Source organism: Oceanobacillus sp. J11TS1 (assembly GCF_018333215.1).
In the GTDB taxonomy this organism is placed as follows: domain Bacteria; phylum Bacillota; class Bacilli; order Bacillales; family Amphibacillaceae; genus Oceanobacillus.
This window is the reverse complement of the sequence record NZ_BORO01000014.1, coordinates 41941-60909: the sequence shown is the minus strand read 5'-3', so window position 1 is coordinate 60909 and position 18969 is coordinate 41941. Positions and strand designations below refer to the sequence as shown.

Genomic DNA, 18969 nt, shown 5'->3' with positions numbered 1-18969 from the left:
TCTTACATATTTGCCCGTTTTATTTATTACTCAAAGGGGGTTTCACTAATTTCTAAAGCTACCATCAATCGGCCTTCTCGATCATGCCCAGCTAGTAATAATTGATTTTCTTGATATATCGTCCAATCTGTTAATCCCTCAGCATATATCCAGCCAAGCTCCATTTTCAAGCCAACACGATAGGAATTCCCATCCCCTAAAATTTTGGCTTTTGTATAAGTTACTTTTGCATTTCGTATATAAGCTCCAACTGTATATGCATTTTTATCCAAGTGATTGGCATATGCTCCGTTTGTTGTTTCTAAATGAACATATACTTCTTTATTTAAATAACTGTCCAACGCTTGTTGAACTTTATCTGATTCTATTGGTTTCATGTTTCAACCTCCAATTCTATTCTTTTACTCTATCGGAATGCAAACAATGCGTCAAATACCTAGCTTAAAAGGCCACAGTACAGCTACTGCGGTATAGCAATTTTTTATATTTTTATATGCTATCTTAAAGTGAAAAATTACAGGCAAAAAGCTTCCCATATAAGGAGCATCACTAAACATCATTTCCAAAAAATCTTTACCGGGAATTTTTCTTAAACGCCCAACACTTTATTTCTACTCTCCAAAGGCAAGCAAGATTCAAATTGAACCTGCTGAAATTAAATCGAACTCGCTCAAAAAAGTGGGTAAATCGCTCCAGTTTATGCTGAATTCGCTCTAAATATTGCCAAACCGCTCCAACCCAGTTTGATTCCGCTCCAAATTTCACCTATCCGCTCCAACCTAGCTCGATTCCGCTCCAAATATTCCTAACCCGCTCCAGCTCAGCTTGATTCCGCTCCGAATATCGCCTATCTGCTCCAAACCAGCTCGATTCCGCTCCAAAAAATAACTAACTAGCTCCAATAACCTAGCCACATTTATTTTTTCAAATCGTTTAATGGAATAAGCCACTCTCTTCTATGTACAGCACGCATTCTTTTACTTTTTTGAAAAGTTCAGCTTTCCCCAGAGGATAGCAATTCCCCTGGGGAAAGCTGATTCATTTCATTTTATTCTACTTGCTGGCAACTTTCTCTTCTAACATTTCATTCATACGTTTTCTATCGCGTTCTAAGACAGGACCTAGATATTTTCCTGTATAAGAAACATCAGCTTGTTCTGCAATTTTTTCTGGAGTCCCTGTAGCGATAATTTGTCCGCCTCGATCTCCGCCTTCAGGACCTAGATCAATAATATGATCTGCACTTTTAATGACATCTAGATTATGCTCGATAATTAGGACAGAATCTCCATTATCCACCAATCTTTGGAGGACATCCAATAAACGGCGAATATCTGCAGAATGCAGTCCTGTAGTTGGTTCATCAAGGATATAAAATGTCTTTCCATTCGATCTTTTATGCAATTCACTTGCCAATTTCACACGTTGAGCTTCTCCGCCAGATAATGTCGTTGCTGGTTGTCCCAATTTTACATAACCTAAGCCAACGTCATAAATCGTTTGTAGTTTCCGTTTAATTTTTGGAATCGCAGCGAAAAATTCCAACGCTTCTTCAATGCGCATATTCAAGACATCTGATATATTTTTTCCTTTATACTTCACTTCGAGTGTTTCGCGATTATAACGTGCCCCCTCACAAACCTCACAAGGCACATAGACATCCGGTAAGAAATGCATTTCAATCTTGATGATTCCATCGCCGCGGCAAGCTTCACAACGTCCACCTTTGACATTAAAACTGAAGCGTCCTTTTTTATAACCACGCACCTTGGCTTCATTGGTTTGTGCAAATACATCACGAATATCATCAAATACTCCTGTATACGTAGCCGGGTTAGAACGCGGTGTTCTTCCAATTGGAGATTGATCAATATCAATGACTTTTTCAATATGCTCAATCCCTTTAATGCTCCGATGTTTCCCTGGTTTCACTTTACCTTTATACAATTCTTTGGCCAGTGATTTGTAAACAATCTCATTAACAAGCGTACTCTTCCCCGACCCGGAAACGCCGGTAACCACCGTCATCAAACCAATTGGGATTTCAGCAGATACATTTTTTAAATTATTTTCGGATGCACCGACAACTTTTATTTTACGCTTATCTGCTTTTTTCCGTTTCGAAGGTACAGGGATAAATTCTTTACCAGACAAATAACGCCCCGTTAGTGAATTTTCATCAGCCATCACATTTTCTGGCGTATCACTTGCTACAATCTGACCTCCATGTTCGCCGGCACCAGGTCCAATATCGATAAGCCAGTCTGCCGCAAGCATCGTATCCTCATCATGTTCAACGACAATCAATGTATTATCTAAATCCCGCATCTGCTTCAGCGTTTCAATAAGACGGTCGTTATCACGTTGGTGCAGTCCGATGGAAGGCTCATCAAGGACATAAAGAACTCCTGTTAGTGCAGAACCGATTTGTGTTGCCAGACGAATTCGCTGTGCTTCTCCACCTGAAAGAGTTCCCGCTGACCGGGATAAGGTTAAATAATCTAAGCCGACATTATTTAAAAACTCAAGGCGATTATCAATCTCTCTTAAAATTAAGCGTGCTATTTGACGATCCTTTTTGCTTAGCTCCAGGTTTTTAAAGAAGTCGATGGATTCTAAAATTGAATAATCCGTTATTTGACTAACGTGTTTTCCATCAATTAATACAGCAAGTGCTTCTTTATTTAAACGATATCCTTTACATGTCGGACAATTTTTCTGAGCCATATATTTTTCTAATGTTTCACGGATAAAATCAGAAGATGTTTCTCGATATCTGCGCTCCACATTTTTTATCACACCTTCAAAAGCAACTTCCTTTGTACGGGAACTTCCAAACTCATTCTCATAATGAAAATGAATTTTTTCTCTCCCGCTTCCATACAAAATTTTATCCAATTGTTCCTTAGGAATGTCTTTCACCGGAACGTCCATTGGTATATTAAAATGATCACAAACGCTTTTTAAAAGCTGCGGATAATACTGTGAGCTAATCGGTTCCCAAGGAGCAATAGCATGTTCATTTAACGTTTTATCCCAATCAGGGATGACTAAATCGACATCTACTTCAAGTTTTGAACCTAATCCATCACAGCTTGGACAAGCACCAAAAGGGCTGTTAAAAGAGAAGAGCCGCGGCTCCAGCTTACTAATCGAGAATCCACAAATGGGGCATGCATGATTTTCACTGAACATAAGTTCTTCATCACCGATAACATCAACAATGGCATTTCCATCGCCCAATTTAAGAGCGGATTCCAATGAATCGCTCAGACGAGTTTCTATTCCTTCTTTGACCACAATACGGTCAATAACCACTTCCAAAGAGTGCTTTTTATTTTTCTCTAATTTAATATCATCCGTAACTTCCCGCATCTCACCATCAATTCGAACACGTACATATCCTTCTTTTTTCAAGTCTTCTATTACTTTGACATGTTCTCCTTTTCTCCCTGATACGACAGGAGCTAGGATTTGCATTTTCGTTCTTTCCGGGTATTCCATCACACGATCGACCATTTGCTGCACCGTCTGCGAACTAATTTCAATACCGTGTTTGGGACAGGTTGGTTTCCCTACACGTGCATAAAGTAAACGTAAATAGTCATAAATCTCCGTAACCGTCCCTACTGTTGACCTTGGATTTTTACTGGTTGTTTTTTGATCGATGGAAATCGCCGGGGATAATCCTTCAATTACATCGACATCTGGCTTATCCATTTGCCCTAAAAATTGTCTAGCATACGCAGATAAAGATTCTACATATCTGCGTTGTCCTTCTGCATAAACGGTATCGAAGGCGAGAGACGATTTCCCGGAGCCAGACAGCCCAGTAAGAACGACTAATTTATTTTTAGGAATCTCCACGTCAATATTTTTTAAATTATGTGCTCTGGCACCTTGGATTTTTATAGATTTACTTGGCATCAAAAACTCATCCTTCCGCTTTAAGCTCCAAGAGAACATCTCGTAATTCTGCTGCTTTCTCGAAGTCTAGATTTTTGGCTGCTTGTTTCATTTCTTTTTCCATATTTTCGACGACCTTCTGTTTTTCTTTTTTCGTCATCTTCTTTATTTGCTTTGCTTCTGATTCATAAGCCTCTGGTGCTTCAGCCGCAATGGTTGCTTGAATAACATCTCTTACTTCTTTATTAATTGTTTTCGGTGTAATGCCATGCTTCTCATTATATTCTTGCTGTACAGTCCGACGCCGATTTGTTTCATCAATCGCTTTTTGCATGGAGTCAGTGATTTTATCAGCATACATAATAACTTTACCATTCTCATTTCGTGCTGCACGGCCCATTGTTTGAATTAATGAACGCTCCGAACGTAAAAATCCTTCTTTATCGGCATCTAAAATGGAAACTAAAGATACTTCTGGAATATCCAGTCCTTCTCGTAGAAGGTTAATTCCGATTAGAGCATCGTATTTTCCAATACGCAGGTCACGGATGATTTCTATCCGCTCAAGTGTTTTAATTTCGGAATGCAAATAAGCAACCTTCATTCCGATTTCTTTTAAGTAATCTGTTAAATCCTCTGACATTTTCTTCGTTAAGGTTGTAATTAAAACACGTTCTTTTTTATCCATCCTCTTACGAATTTCACCAATTAAATTATCAATTTGCCCTTCAATCGGACGAACCTCAATCTCCGGATCTAATAAACCTGTCGGCCGAATAATTTGCTCTGTCATTTCTGGAGAATGCTCTAACTCATACGGTCCTGGGGTTGCAGAAACATAAACCAGTTGATTTGTCTTTTCTTCAAATTCTTCAAATCGTAAAGGGCGATTATCCATCGCGGAAGGCAGTCTAAAACCGTGATCAACTAATACTTGTTTTCTTGCTTGGTCTCCGTTATACATTCCCCGAATTTGCGGCAGCGTCACATGGGATTCATCAATAATAACTAAAAAATCCTCAGGAAAGAAATCCAATAATGTATAAGGTGTCGCACCAGCTTCACGTAATGTTAAATGGCGAGAATAGTTTTCAATCCCAGAACAAAAGCCCATTTCCCGCATCATTTCCAAGTCATAATTCGTACGTTGTTCCAAACGTTGTGCTTCTAGCAGTTTTCCTGCGTCATTTAATTTCTTTAACTGCTCTTCTAATTCTTTTTCAATATTTTTAATCGCAATCTTCATTTTTTCTTCACCGGTAACAAAGTGAGATGCCGGAAAGATGGCGACATGTTCGCGGTCTCCAATAATTTCTCCTGTTAGGGCATCTACCTCACGGATCCGGTCAATCTCATCCCCAAAAAACTCTACGCGAATACAATGCTCCTCATGAGATGCCGGAATAATCTCGACAGAGTCGCCACGCACACGAAACGTTCCGCGCTGAAAGTTAATATCATTTCTTGCATATTGAATATCTACTAATTCCCTTAAGAGCTGATTTCTTTCTTTCTCCATTCCAAGTCTTAAAGAAAGTACTTGGTTCCTATATTCTTCTGGATTACCTAAACCATATATACATGACACACTGGCTACAATCAACACATCATTTCGTTCAAAAAGTGCAGATGTGGCAGAGTGGCGTAATTTATCAATTTCATCATTTATACTTGCATCTTTTTCAATAAAGGTATCTGTAGAAGGCACGTAAGCTTCTGGCTGATAATAATCATAGTAGCTCACAAAATATTCGACAGCATTATTCGGAAAAAATTCTTTAAATTCACTATAAAGCTGTCCAGCCAAGGTTTTATTATGAGCGATGACAAGTGTTGGACGATTAATTTCTTTCACCACATTTGACATCGTAAAAGTCTTCCCAGTACCTGTTGCCCCAAGTAATGTTTGATGCCGCTGCCCTGCAAGGATTTTTTCTGTTATTTCTTTAATTGCAGCCGGCTGATCTCCCGCTGGCTCATAGGCAGAAACTAATTCAAAACGCTCCTTCATACAAATTCCTCCGTCTCTTTTAGATAGCTACTTTCTATTATATACTTTCTCATAAAAACGAACAAGCATTCGACTTATTATCAAGAAAAAGAAATGCGTTTAATAAAAATGATCTTAGTCATCGCCGCCGTTATTCGTCTTACGAAAATCGATGACTCATACTTTAAATTTTATAAAAAAATCTCCCATTATCATTATAGCCTTTTTAGTTCGTGTTAAATCATCGTTTCTATTCAATGATAGAACAAGAATGCTTGGATCGATTTTACAATACCGTTCCAAGCATTCTTGTTTATGACGCATTATTTTTTTTATCTCTTCTTGCTTTATAAGGCTCCTCTGCAAATTGGAAACCCAGAGAATGATGTTCTCCTTCATATAGTGAACATTGCACAAAGCGAGCTTCATTGTCATGATTAAAGATTTCCATTTTAATATAGGCTCCGCTTCCTTGTAAAGCTTCATAAAAAGCTTGACTTGTACGTACGTTCCTTCCATGCACCCGATAAATTGACTCTCCAGGCTCAATTTCTAACCTTTCCGCTGGACTGCCTGGTATGATCCCAATAACCCGCAGCCCTTTTGGATGCGGCTGATAATATGGACGGCGTAAACGGTCGCCTTCTCTATATCTATAATTCATATATTCTTTTCCTATAATTGCTAAGATAATAGCAGTTAAAGAGAGATATGGAACAACCACTCCTCCAACAGCTATAATTAAAATGCCAATTGCTAAAAATGTATTTGCTTTGGCCAGCTTGTATATAGCATCTTGGTGAAAATGCCCTTGTGCCTTATAATGAAAACCAATTAAAAAGGGAATGAGAACCAAACCTAAAGAGGTTTCCCCAATAGAGAAATATGGCCACCAAGGTGCAAAAGAAGTGATTAACCCTTCAGGTACAAGCATAAGAAGCGGAACAACTGCTAATCGCTTAATCTGTTGTTCTCCTACCCAAACGCCGCGGTCACTTAATTCAATCCTTGGAAAAGTAACTTGTTTTTCAATACGTTTAATTAATAAAGATTCTACAAATAACAATAAACCTGCTAATATTGCTAATGCTGGAAGACTTCGTTCATAGAGTAATGAATAATCCACCCAGCTTTGCATATCAAAAATATAAGGGGCAAAAAATAAAATTAAAAATGTTAATCCAATTGTATAACTAGGAGACAGTAACGTAAAATGTGTGCTAATACTTAATATGATAAAAGCAAAAGCTAACACAAGTAATGTCTCATAAGAAAATACCATTCCCACTCCAATAATGACGGCAGATATCAGTATGCCGCTAATAAGCGAGACAAGCCATGTTTTCCCCCATTCGATAAACTTCGGATATACTTTTATTCCAAAATCATACCGCTCACGTTTAATACGAAAATAACTGGCTGCAGTTAATATAAATAAAAACCAATAAAATGCTGGATTTAAAAAAAACTTGCCTATGCCTTTTGCTAGTTCTATGAGCCATGCTTCCACCAAAATTCTTCACCCTCTTTGCAATTACGTTCTTCGAAACCTCGCATTCGCATTTCTTTTTGAGAATCGCGATTTTTTCCCTTGATACGTAACATTTTATCTAACCTGCAAGATAAGATTTGTTCAATCATCCTTATTGGATAATTGAACAAATCTCTTTCCTATTGGTAAAGTTCTTCTAACGAGCGTTCTAACTGCCTGTCATCTTCTCCAGAGCGAATCTTTTCAATAATTTGTGTTTCGATTAATCCGCCTGTTTCTTCATTTACCTCACCAGTTACTTCCAAATCATTATCTTCTTGAAAAGCTTCCACAGCATTTTCTGTTTCTTCACTGAAGTAGCCGTCTGTTCTTTCCGTATCATATCCTAAGCCAGATAACATGACTTGCATATTAGCTACTGCCTCACTTGTATGGTCAAAAGTGAGCGGCTCATCGTCTGTGACTTGGATTGGAATAGCGTAATAATAATCGGCTTGTTTTTGTTCAATCGTTGGCTTAATTCCATCGCCATCAATCCATACGCCATTCGGAGATAACCATTTAAAAGTTGTTATTTTAATCGAGCTGTCGTCGCCTAATGGAATAGCTTGTTGCACCGTTCCTTTACCATAGCTTGTCTCTCCAACAATATCATACTCTAACTCTTTCATTGCTACAGCGACGATTTCAGATGCTGAAGCACTTCCTTCATCAATTAATACACTAATTGGATAATCTTTTTCTTTTTCTAAATTAGATCGAAACGCTTCTTTTTTTCCGTTAGCATCCTCAATTTGTAAATATGGCATATCTTTAGGAACAAAATGCTTCAAGATATCTTCTGCAACATCTAATAACCCGCCTGGGTTACCGCGAACATCAATAACTAGACCATCGATACCCTTATCTTCTAAATCTGCCAATTGCTCTGTAAACTCTTCATCCGTATGCTCAGAGAAGTTTGTAATTTGGAGAATGCCTGTATCCTTGCCATCTTCCGTGTGAATTTCACTATGGACCGTTTCAACCGGAATAGTATCACGTTGGACAGTTACTTGGAATGAATCAGAAACCCCTGATCGTTGAATTTCCAAAACAACTTCGCTTCCTTTTTCTCCACGAATTTTCGCAACCGCCTCGTTTACATTTAATCCTTCCAGGCTTTCTCCATCTACACTTAATACTTGGTCATTTGGACGCAATCCTGCTTTTTCTGCCGGAGAGTCTTTCATTGGTGAAATAATGGTTATATAACCATCTACTTCACTAACTTCCGCCCCAATACCTTCAAAGGATGACTCAATCTGTTCATTAAACTGCTGCATCATTTCACTATCTAAGTAGGAAGTGTGCGGATCTTCTAACGTGGACAACATTCCTTCTACCGCACCTTCAATTAACTCCTTATCGTCCACATCTTCTATATAGTTCGATTTTATTAAATCAAATGTCTGTGAAATCTTATTCAAATCAGCTGGTAATTCGGAAGCATTTTCTGAGTCATCACTGGATGAATTTTTTGTGGTATTTGTTATTTCCAAAGGAGAGCTGCCCTCTAGATTTTGAGCTAACTTTACGCCGCCAAAGCCACCCAGCAGTCCAATAAGTAAAGCACCTATAAATATCAATATTATTTTGGTTTGGTTAAGCTTCATTCCTACACCTCTTTCTTGCTTCAAAAGCTTTCCTCTCACCTTTGAAGTTTAATTAATATATAAAATCAAGACAATCTGATTTTCTTTTACTATCATTATAACCGCTCTCGGAAAAAAATCATTAATGGATAGAAATCTTTTCTATTTATTTTCTAATAAGAAAAGCATATCATGTTATGAAGGGAATGACTATAATTTTACACAAACATAATGACGAACGGACCTCCCCTTATTATGAACTTTTTTATGTGAAACGGAAATAGAAGTACATTCATGAACGAGAAATCCGAACTAATTCAAATTCTATTAGAAGAAAGTTTGAATACTAGTTCGGATTTCTCGTTTTAAAAATTTTATTATTCTATTATTCTTTTAATTAATATAACCTGCTGGGTCTACAGGATTACGGTAACCACCTGGATGAATTTCAAAATGCAAGTGTAAACCTGTGGAATCACCGGTACTTCCCATAACAGCAATCTGATCTCCTTGGCTTACTGTTTGACCACTCGATACAGTAAAGCTGGCTAAATGACCATATAAGGTTGTATAATCTTGCCCGTCTATTTTATGTGTAATCATAATTGTATTACCATAACCACTCATTGTACCCGCAAAGGCAACCACACCGTCCGCTGCAGCACGAATCACTTTATCCGCTTCTCCAGTTTGTGCGATGTCCATTCCATTATGGGGTCTGACATCGCCATAAATTGGGTGACTGCGGCCGGGACTAAATGGAGAACTTTGCGGACCAGAAGATGGGCGAATAAAACCGGAATTATTACTTGGCACGGATGCCACTTGAACATCCTCTTCGCTACTACTATTCTGATCATCGGAGGATTCGCTGCTTTCAGACTCATTATCTGTTTGCTCTTTACTCTCTGCCGGTTCTTCTTTCCCTTGGCTCTCTGTATCTTTTTGAGTTTCTTCCTCCGCTTTACGCTGCTTCTCTGCTTCAGCTTCTGCCTGAGCACGTGCTGCTTCTTCTGCTTCCTTCTCTTCAAGTTCTGTTTTCTTACTTTGAGCGGATTCCAACGCTATTTCCTTCGCTTTGGCTTGGGCATCAAGCAGCTCTTGTTCTTCTGCTGCACTTAGTTTTATTTCTTCCAGCTCAGTATATTCCGTTTCTAGATCAGCCAATAAGGTTTCCTTATTAGATATTTGGTCGTCAAGCTGATCTTGTAAAGCTAGCAATTCATCATGCTGACTCTCAAGCGTTGCTTTATTCTCTTCTACAGCAACCTTATTTTCTTCCACTTCAACTTTACTAGCTTCAAGTTCTTCCGTGTCTTCTTCTAACTGCGCCTTATCATTTGCCTGCTCATCCATAATCGATCTATCTTGTTCCATGATCGTGTTTACCGCAGTACTTCGAGAAATAAATTCACTGAAGCTTTGTGAACCAAAGATTACTTCTACGTACTGAATTTCTCCGCCATTTTGTTGAATAGTGCGAAGACGTTCTTTAATAAGTTTATCTCTCGTTTCAATTCGATCCTCTAATTCCTCAATTTCTCCCGTTAGCTCTTCAATACGATTTGACAACGTCTCAATTTCATTTGTAAGATTTTCGATTTCTTGATTTGTTTGTTCAATTTCATTTTCTTTTGCAGTAATATCAGCTTGCGTTTGATTTAATTCTTCATCCATCGCGTTAATCTGATTTTCCACTTCATCCTGCTCTTTTTGGTTTGATTCTAACTTTCCTTCAGAATCCTGTTGCTTTTTCTTGGCTTCCTCTTTTTCTGTTTCCAGGTCAGATTTTTCTTTTTCCAGCTCATTAATTTCTTCTTCTACATCTTTAACAGACTCTGCTGAAACAGAATGTATTGGTGTCATCACTGCGAGCAATGTAACGAGACTTGCGGCGGTTAATGCTCTCAAGCTTTTCATATGTAGTAGTTCCCCTTCCCATTTTGTTTCTGCTTTTTAGAGGATATTCAAAAAGGCAACTATAACAGCGCCTTTTTGAACATGCCTATTTTTTTAAACTTTTAAGAATTTCCGTACGCTCATTACGCTTCCCCAAACGCCAATTAACGCTCCAATTAGAAGGACCATTCCAGATAGCTGCCATGCAAATGGATCAAATGGCAATAATTCTACAAATCGGAATGTAATTACGTCTACAAAATTATGATATACATAGTAGTAACCGCCTAATATAACAGCTATTGGTACGATGGATCCGAGAATACCCAACAATGCCCCTTCCACAAAGAATGGCCAGCGAATAAATGAATTCGTTGCTCCTACCAATTTTTGAATTCCAATTTCTGTGCTTCTGGCAATAATAGTAATTTTAATTGTATTGGAAATAAGGAAAATCGCTGTAAACACGAGAGCTATAATTAATGCAAGTCCAATCGCTCTCGCATAGTTATTAAATTGGAAAAGCTGCTCGACAACTTCTTTTCCATAATGTACTTTCTCGACATTTTCCAGTTCTTCGATTTGGTTGGCAACGGCTTCTGTGTTTTCAGGTTCAATAGCTTCTACAATATACACATGATTTAGTGGGTTATCCTGTTCAAACATTGTCCACGCTTGTCCTTCATCACCCATACTCTCAATCAATTTACTTAACTCATTATCATTGGAAGAGAATTGTACCTCTTTTACACCATCTATTTGCTCAATCTCTTCACCAAGCTGGACAATTTGTTCTTCATCAGCTGTAAGGTCAATCATTGTACTAATTTGGACATCTTGTTCAATGTTTCTCGCCATTTGGTCAAGGTTCAAGACAAGCGCTAAGAAGACTGCAACAAGAATTAATGTCGTTGTTACGGCTGCAATCGAAGCAAATGTCATCCAGCCATTCCGAAAAATATTTTTTGTACCTTCACGTACATGTCTTAACAATGTTCTATACTTCATAGCCGTAGTCACCTCGCTGTTGATCTCGTACAATAACTCCATCCTCAAGTGCAATGACACGGCGTTTAATTGTATTAACAATATGTTTACTGTGAGTTGCCATGATTATGGTTGTACCTTTTGAATTAATTTCTTCTAAAACTTTCATAATCTCCCATGAAGTATCTGGGTCCAAGTTTCCCGTTGGTTCATCCGCTATAACCACCTTGGGGTTATTTACAATGGCCCGGGCAATAGCTACACGTTGCTGTTCTCCCCCAGATAATTCACTCGGAATCATTTGTGCTTTATGTTCTATGCCTACCAGCTTTAAAACATCCATCACTCTGTTCTTAATCATTTTTGGAGATGTTTCAGTTACTTCTAATGCAAAAGCTACATTTTCATAGACTGTAAGTTTTTGCAGAAGTTTAAAATCTTGGAAGACGACTCCGATTTCTCTTCTTAAATAAGGGACTTGTCTTTCTTTTAATTTACTTAAATCCATATCATTAATTATAATTTTCCCTTTTGTCGGCTTCACTTCACGATAAATCAAACGAATAAAGGATGATTTACCAGCTCCACTTTGACCAACCAAATAAACAAATTCACCACGCTCAATATGAATACTTATGTCGTTAAGTGCCGTTACACCATTACTATATGTTTTGGATACATTCTCCATTGTTATCATTTCATGACCACCTAATTTAATTTATTATTTTCAGCTTATGTCATTAACTGCTTCGGTATAAATGCTCTTCTTCCATGTATTACCGGAAGAGACATTTTTCGTCATATCTTTCTATTATAAATTGCGATATTTTTTTATTTATACAAATTTCTATCTTTATTTATCTTTTTCGTGCCCGTTCGGTTCCAAATAATAGATTAAACTTAGAAAAGCCTGTATTCTCGCATTTTTTAGCGAATCGGCAGTTTTTCTAATACGGAACAAAAGTAATTATAACATCTTTGCGTATTTTTTGATGAAAAAATCATATTACATTTTCATTTCAATTCGACAAACCTTGTAATAAATAGACAAGAATGTTGATAGCATAAAGTTTGTTTACACATTTATTTAAAGAAGTTTTTGCCAATGAATGTTACACCTATTTATGGCATAGGAGTGAAAAAAACGAAGTAAATTCTTCCAGGAGCATGCTTGCTTTCTTTTAATCTATGTTTTCTTAACATCAAAAACAAAAGTGCAAAGTGCGAAGTAAATAATAGATTTCTTAAAATCCAAGCAGTCAGCAGTTTAACCTGATAAAGGTGCAATGAATAAGAGGACCATTTAGACTACAAAAATTGGAGAAAAAAGTCAACAGACGCTTGCAACTCGGCAAACGCCTGCTAGACATTATTGTTTCGATAACCAGGAAGTTAATTCTTCTAGGTCTTCCCCTTCTACATGCTGCTGTGGCTGCATTCCGCCAATACCATTTTGAACAATATCCGCAATTTCCTCCTGGGAATATTTCGATCCAACATCTACGAGTGAAGGACCTCCATTCCCTGAAAGATCAGCACCATGACAAGAAGCACAATTATTTCGAAATACTTGTTCTCCAGCTTCCAGATCTTCATCCGCATTCCGAATGTCATCCGCATTTCCACAAGCTCCAAGAACAAGCACCATACCGAAGAATAGAGCAATCATTCCTTTTTTCATTCTTTCACTCCTTCCCCTTTGATTATTACTAATAGTATACCGTCTTTATATCCATTTACGCGCTAACCATTTTGAACAAAATCGGACAATTTGACATTACTTCATTTGGGAACGAAGATATCCATCAATAAACATATCTAAGTCGCCATCCATAACAGCCTGCGTATTTCCGGTTTCTACATTTGTTCTGTGATCTTTAACCATTGAGTACGGATGGAAAACGTATGAACGGATTTGGCTACCCCAGCCAATTTCCTTTTGTTCTCCACGAATATCATCTAGTTCTTGTTGTTGCTTCTCGATCTCCATTTGATAAAGTTTTGATTTTAACATCTTCATCGCTTGTTCTCGGTTTTTGATTTGGGAACGTTCATTCTGACATGTAACAATAGTATTTGTCGGAAGGTGTGTGATTCGCACAGCAGAATCGGTGGTATTGACATGCTGACCACCCGCACCGCTAGCACGATACGTATCAATTTTTAAATCCTCTGTTTTAATATCGATATCCACATCATCACTCATCTCCGGTGTAACATCACAAGATACAAACGATGTATGCCGTCTTCCGGATGAATCAAAAGGTGAAATACGAACAAGTCGATGAACACCTTTTTCAGCTTTTAAATAACCATACGCATTATGACCTTTAATTAATAAAGTAACGCTTTTCACACCAGCTTCTTCTCCAGGAAGATAGTCAATTGTTTCCACTGAAAAGGAATAACTCTCTGCCCAGCGCTGGTACATACGCAACAGCATACTTGCCCAATCCTGGGATTCTGTTCCGCCTGCTCCAGGATGCAATTCTAAAATAGCATTATTCGCATCATAAGGCTCACTCAATAAAAGCTGTAACTCAAATTTGTTCACTTTTTCCTTAAATTCCTGAAGCTCTGATTGCAAGTCCTCAAATAATTCCTGGTCATTTTCTTCTTTCACAAGCTCATAGGACACCTCGAGATTATCCAACGTTTCTTGAATACTTTCAAAAGACTCCACATAACTTTTTAATGCATTGGATTCTTGAATAACTGTTTGCGCTTGGTTTTGGTTATCCCAAAATGAAGGATCAGACATGAGTGCTTCTAATTCTGCAATGCGCGCTTTCTTCTGATCGAGGTCAAAGAGACCCCCTAAACTCTTCAACACGTGAAGTTATTTTTTCTAGCTCTTGTTTGATTTCGCTTAATTCCATATATAATTTCCTCCTATTGATTACTTTCACTCGAATAACTGGATAAAGTACTGTATACAAACTCTTTTTAGAAATTGTATTGCAGTGTTCCTTCATCCAGTTATTTATTATTACATGCTTAATTATTTACCATGACAGTTTTTATATTTTTTCCCGCTTCCACATGGGCAAGGATCATTTCGTCCTACAGTATTGTTTTTCACGATAGGTTTTTTCGATTTTTTCTTCTGTTCTTCTCCACCGCCAGAAACAGCTTGTGTATTTTTTACCACCTCTTGGCGCTGCAGGTTTTCACGAATTTGTGCTTTCATCACATATTTAGAAACTTCTTCTTCAATACTTGCAATCATTTCTTCAAACATGGTGAAGCCTTCCATTTGGTATTCACGCAATGGATCGTTTTGTCCATAGGCACGCAAATGAATTCCTTGACGTAACTGATCCATTTGGTCAATATGATCCATCCATTTCGAATCAACCGTGCGCAGTAAAATAACTTTTTCAAACTCTGCGAATTGCTCCGATGTAAGTTCTTCCTCTTTTGCATCATAGCGGCGATTTACCTTTTCCATGATGATATCCGTAATTTCATTTGTTTCTTTATCATGCAATTCCTCTTTGGTAATATCACCTTGTTCTAATAAGTTTCCTTCTACATATTCAATAATAGCGTCCAGATTCCATTTATCTTCATCATTATCCTGCGTATGGGTAGCAACAATTCTCTCCACGGTAGATTGAATCATATTTGTAATAATTTCACGAAGATTGCTATCAGAATCAATGACTTCAAAACGCTGTTTATAAATAATTTCGCGTTGTTCACGAAGCACGTCATCGTAGGCAAGGATTGTCTTACGTGCATCATAGTTGTTACCTTCTACACGTTTTTGAGCGGATTCTACCGCGCGGGAAACCATTTTACTTTCAATCGGCTGTGTATCATCCATGCCAAGTCTTTCCATCATCGTTTTCAGATTATCCGATCCGAAACGACGCATCAGCTCGTCTTCCATTGATAAGAAAAATTGTGACATACCAGGGTCGCCTTGACGGCCTGAACGACCGCGAAGCTGATTATCAATGCGTCGAGATTCATGTCGCTCTGTCCCAATGACAGCTAACCCGCCAAGTTCTTTCACACCTTCGCCCAATTTAATATCCGTACCACGGCCAGCCATATTGGTGGCAATCGTTACGGCACCTTTTTGACCAGCATTCTCTATAATTTCCGCTTCTCTAAAGTGATTTTTCGCATTTAATACTTCATGTTTTACGCCAGCACGTTTCAGCAACTGTGAAATTAATTCAGAAGTTTCCACTGCTACTGTACCAACTAAAACAGGCTGTCCTTTTTCATGCCGCTCTTTAATATTGTTCACCACAGCTTTAAATTTACCATCCATGGATTTGAAAATTTGATCTGCACGGTCTTCTCTTTGAATCGGTTCATTTGTAGGAATCGCAATAACATCCATGTTATAGATGCTTCTAAATTCTTCTTCCTCTGTTTTCGCTGTACCTGTCATCCCAGCTAATTTCTTATACATCCGAAAATAGTTTTGGAACGTGATTGAAGCAAGAGTCATGCTCTCATTTTGAATTTGCAAATTCTCTTTTGCTTCAATAGCCTGGTGCAAGCCATCACTATAACGGCGGCCTTTCATCTTACGTCCAGTAAACTGGTCGATAATGATAACTTCGCCTTCCTCCACCATATAATCTGTGTCCTTATGCATGGATACATGTGCTTTTAAAGCTTGATTAATATGATGCGTTAAAGAAACATGCGTTAAATCAAACAAGTTGTCAATGTTAAAAGCTTTTTCTGCTTTATCGATCCCTTGTTCTGTCAACTGTACTGCTTTCGTTTTTTCATCATACGTAAAGTCCGTTTCTTGCTGTAACGTACGGACAAATCGGTCTGCCTGCTGATAGAGGGCAGCAGATTTCTTTGCTGATCCTGAAATGATTAATGGCGTACGAGCCTCATCAATCAATATGGAGTCTACCTCATCAATAATTGCATAATTTAGTGGGCGTTGCACCATTTGTTCTTTGTACAGCACCATATTATCTCTTAAATAGTCAAAACCGAATTCATTATTTGTTCCGTAAGTGATATCAGCCTGGTAAGCTGCGCGTTTTTCCTCTTTTGGAAGACCATTGTGGTTCAATCCCACTGTCAGGCCAAGAAAATCGAACAGTTCCCCATTTACCTTTGCATCACGATCAGCTAAGTAATCGTTGACCGTAATAATATGCACGCCTTCTCCAGTAAGTGCATTAAGATATGCTGGCATGGTGGAAGCCAACGTTTTACCTTCCCCTGTTTTCATTTCGGAAATATTCCCATTATGCAGGGCTATCGCACCAATTAATTGGGTACGGAATGGCCGCATGCCTAGCACTCGCTTCGACGCTTCCCGGACAACGGCATATGCCTCAACAAGAAGATTATCGAGTTCTTCTCCATCAGCAATGCGTTGTTTGAATTCATCGGTTTTCTTTTGTAGCTCTGTATCTGAAAGCTTTTCTATTTCAGGCTCTAATGCTTCGATTTGATCTACCTGTTTTTCAATACGCTTCACTTGTTTTTGGTTTCCATCACCAAAAATTTTCGTTAAAATTCCTGCCATCATGAACGCTCCTCAGTTAATTGAAACTTCAATTGCTTCTATTTACTAAAACCAACAATAAGCAATAGGTAATATTGTAAGTAACCCATAGATATTTCATTTCTTATAAACAATAGTCAATATAAGTATCATAACACTTCCTAAACTGTTATGACAACTTACATCATCCGTTTTCTTCTTCTCTTTACATGTTCGATTTTATAGAAAAAAAGGAACTGAAATGATTATTTCAGCTCCAAATGAAGTGGACTTGCGGGGGTGGTCTTACGTAGAGTAGTACCAATATGGGTATACTACTAATATACTTTTTCTTTCTGTTCAGAGGATAGTTGTACGAGGTTTTTGTTTAGATTGGCTACAATGCGCAATAACTGCTGGATCGTTTGCTCATGTTGGCGCACACGCTGTTCTAATTCATTTAATAACCTTTCATTGGTATATTGCATCTGACTGCCCCCCTTTTACTTTCTAAATTATTTATACCATATCGTTTTTTCTCTTGCGAATCATCAAAAAGGTAGTTTGTTGGACTAAACTCGCAGTTTGTCCGGGTAAACTGCAGTTTGTCCGGACAAACTGAGCTATTTTTCGCAAAATCGGCCTCCAAAACTGCAGTTTGCTATTTTATTCGACAAATCTTAAGGTCCGCAAATAAAAATGCCCTATTTCTCTTAAATTCGGCTATATACTTTCTTTTGCTTCCTATTTTAAATTTCAAAAAGATGAAAAATCAGCAAGGAAGAAGCAGTGAAAGTTATACCTAAACCTACTTATTTTTATCAATAGGGCAAAATAAAAAGCAGTATACCGCTCCAACACGATATACTGCTAATTTTATTTATGAAAATATATTTTCTTTTCCTTTTAAACATGCGGTTCGATTAACCCGTATTTCCCGTCACGGCGTTTATAAACTACATTTGTTTCACCAGATTGATCATTTGTAAATACGAAGAAAGCATGTCCTAGCATATCCATCTGTAAAATTGCTTCTTCGGAATCCATCGGTTTTAAATTAAAACGTTTTGTACGTACGATTTCAAGTTCATTATCTTCTTCAGTTGCTAATCTTGCTTCTTTTTCTAACTCAGCAAAAGCATGTTTTGGAGAACCATTTTGTCTGAATTTACGATTGATTTTCGTTTTATGTTTGCGAATTTGTCTTTCTAATTTATCTACTACTAAGTCTACAGCCGCATACAAATCAATGTGCTGTACCTCTGCGCGAAGTAATAAATTTGTCATTGGAATGGTGACTTCAATTCGCTGTTCATCATTATAGACACTTAAATTTACATGTACATCGCTAATCGGAGCGGAATCAAAGTATCTTTCTAGTTTGCTAATCTTTTTCTCGACATACTCTCGAATAGCGCTAGTAACCTCAATATTTTCGCCTCTAATGTTAAACTTCATGTAAGTGTCCTCCTTTAAACTTTTATAACTATATTATAGCACTATTCCACCAACTTCTCTTGTCTAAACTTCCAATCAACGAAAGCGCTTTCTGTTAAACAGCTGTATCCCCTTATTCATAAAGGTT

At 37.8% G+C, this 18969-nt stretch carries 13 protein-coding genes; all 13 read right to left on the bottom strand.

Annotation, left to right across the window (positions count from 1 at the left end; all coding sequences use genetic code 11):
* Nucleotides 1-26 precede the first annotated feature (26 nt).
* Nucleotides 27-377 carry a YojF family protein gene (locus tag KI343_RS12250; RefSeq protein ID WP_212926707.1) on the bottom strand — a complete coding sequence of 117 codons (351 nt, stop codon included), beginning with the start codon at nucleotides 375-377 and terminating at the stop codon, nucleotides 27-29.
* Nucleotides 378-1053: 676 nt separating this feature from the next.
* Nucleotides 1054-3927, bottom strand: a complete 2874-nt coding sequence (uvrA, locus tag KI343_RS12245) for an excinuclease ABC subunit UvrA (protein ID WP_212926706.1) — start codon at nucleotides 3925-3927, stop codon at nucleotides 1054-1056.
* Between the two features lie 7 nt (nucleotides 3928-3934).
* Nucleotides 3935-5917: an excinuclease ABC subunit UvrB gene (gene uvrB, locus KI343_RS12240; RefSeq protein ID WP_212926705.1), complete on the bottom strand. Its 1983-nt coding sequence runs from the start codon at nucleotides 5915-5917 to the stop codon at nucleotides 3935-3937.
* A 292-nt stretch (nucleotides 5918-6209) separates the two neighbouring features.
* The gene (locus tag KI343_RS12235; RefSeq protein WP_244856902.1) at nucleotides 6210-7406 is read right to left on the bottom strand and encodes a PDZ domain-containing protein; all 1197 of its coding nucleotides are present in this window, start codon (nucleotides 7404-7406) and stop codon (nucleotides 6210-6212) included.
* Nucleotides 7407-7567: 161 nt separating this feature from the next.
* Nucleotides 7568-9043, bottom strand: coding sequence for a S41 family peptidase (locus tag KI343_RS12230; RefSeq protein ID WP_212926749.1), 1476 nt, complete (start codon nucleotides 9041-9043; stop codon nucleotides 7568-7570).
* Between the two features lie 372 nt (nucleotides 9044-9415).
* Nucleotides 9416-10942, bottom strand: a complete 1527-nt coding sequence (locus KI343_RS12225; protein ID WP_212926703.1) for a murein hydrolase activator EnvC family protein — start codon at nucleotides 10940-10942, stop codon at nucleotides 9416-9418.
* 93 nt (nucleotides 10943-11035) lie between these two features.
* Nucleotides 11036-11929 (bottom strand): permease-like cell division protein FtsX, encoded by an 894-nt coding sequence (gene ftsX / locus KI343_RS12220; protein ID WP_212926702.1) that lies wholly within the window; start codon nucleotides 11927-11929, stop codon nucleotides 11036-11038.
* Complete coding sequence (ftsE, locus tag KI343_RS12215; RefSeq protein WP_212926701.1) at nucleotides 11919-12605, bottom strand: cell division ATP-binding protein FtsE; 687 nt, start codon at nucleotides 12603-12605, stop codon at nucleotides 11919-11921. Before ftsE ends, ftsX begins: the two co-directional genes overlap by 11 nt.
* Nucleotides 12606-13277: 672 nt before the next feature.
* Nucleotides 13278-13589 carry a c-type cytochrome gene (locus KI343_RS12210; protein WP_212926700.1) on the bottom strand — a complete coding sequence of 104 codons (312 nt, stop codon included), beginning with the start codon at nucleotides 13587-13589 and terminating at the stop codon, nucleotides 13278-13280.
* 96 nt (nucleotides 13590-13685) lie between these two features.
* Nucleotides 13686-14787 (bottom strand): peptide chain release factor 2 gene (gene prfB / locus KI343_RS12205; protein ID WP_212926699.1). Its coding sequence is split into 2 segments (ribosomal slippage): nucleotides 13686-14714 and nucleotides 14716-14787, totalling 1101 coding nucleotides; the frame shifts between segments, so codons are not numbered across the junction.
* 122 nt (nucleotides 14788-14909) lie between these two features.
* A complete protein-coding gene (secA, locus tag KI343_RS12200; protein ID WP_212926698.1) occupies nucleotides 14910-17426 on the bottom strand; it encodes a preprotein translocase subunit SecA in 2517 nt (838 codons plus the stop codon).
* A 296-nt stretch (nucleotides 17427-17722) separates the two neighbouring features.
* On the bottom strand, nucleotides 17723-17872 hold the full coding sequence (locus KI343_RS12195; RefSeq protein ID WP_212926697.1) for a hypothetical protein: 150 nt from the start codon (nucleotides 17870-17872) through the stop codon (nucleotides 17723-17725).
* A gap of 418 nt (nucleotides 17873-18290) precedes the next feature.
* On the bottom strand, nucleotides 18291-18842 hold the full coding sequence (gene hpf, locus KI343_RS12190; protein ID WP_212926696.1) for a ribosome hibernation-promoting factor, HPF/YfiA family: 552 nt from the start codon (nucleotides 18840-18842) through the stop codon (nucleotides 18291-18293).
* Nucleotides 18843-18969 lie beyond the last annotated feature (127 nt).

What these genes read in the sequence shown, in the direction of transcription:
- KI343_RS12250 (WP_212926707.1), bottom strand. Translation starts at nt 377, where the DNA reads ATGAAACCAATAGAATCAGATAAAGTTCAACAAGCGTTGGACAGTTAT.
- uvrA (WP_212926706.1), bottom strand. Translation starts at nt 3,927, where the DNA reads ATGCCAAGTAAATCTATAAAAATCCAAGGTGCCAGAGCACATAATTTA.
- uvrB (WP_212926705.1), bottom strand. Translation starts at nt 5,917, where the DNA reads ATGAAGGAGCGTTTTGAATTAGTTTCTGCCTATGAGCCAGCGGGAGAT.
- KI343_RS12230 (WP_212926749.1), bottom strand. Translation starts at nt 9,043, where the DNA reads ATGAAGCTTAACCAAACCAAAATAATATTGATATTTATAGGTGCTTTA.
- KI343_RS12225 (WP_212926703.1), bottom strand. Translation starts at nt 10,942, where the DNA reads ATGAAAAGCTTGAGAGCATTAACCGCCGCAAGTCTCGTTACATTGCTC.
- ftsX (WP_212926702.1), bottom strand. Translation starts at nt 11,929, where the DNA reads ATGAAGTATAGAACATTGTTAAGACATGTACGTGAAGGTACAAAAAAT.
- ftsE (WP_212926701.1), bottom strand. Translation starts at nt 12,605, where the DNA reads ATGATAACAATGGAGAATGTATCCAAAACATATAGTAATGGTGTAACG.
- KI343_RS12210 (WP_212926700.1), bottom strand. Translation starts at nt 13,589, where the DNA reads ATGAAAAAAGGAATGATTGCTCTATTCTTCGGTATGGTGCTTGTTCTT.
- secA (WP_212926698.1), bottom strand. Translation starts at nt 17,426, where the DNA reads ATGGCAGGAATTTTAACGAAAATTTTTGGTGATGGAAACCAAAAACAA.
- KI343_RS12195 (WP_212926697.1), bottom strand. Translation starts at nt 17,872, where the DNA reads ATGCAATATACCAATGAAAGGTTATTAAATGAATTAGAACAGCGTGTG.
- hpf (WP_212926696.1), bottom strand. Translation starts at nt 18,842, where the DNA reads ATGAAGTTTAACATTAGAGGCGAAAATATTGAGGTTACTAGCGCTATT.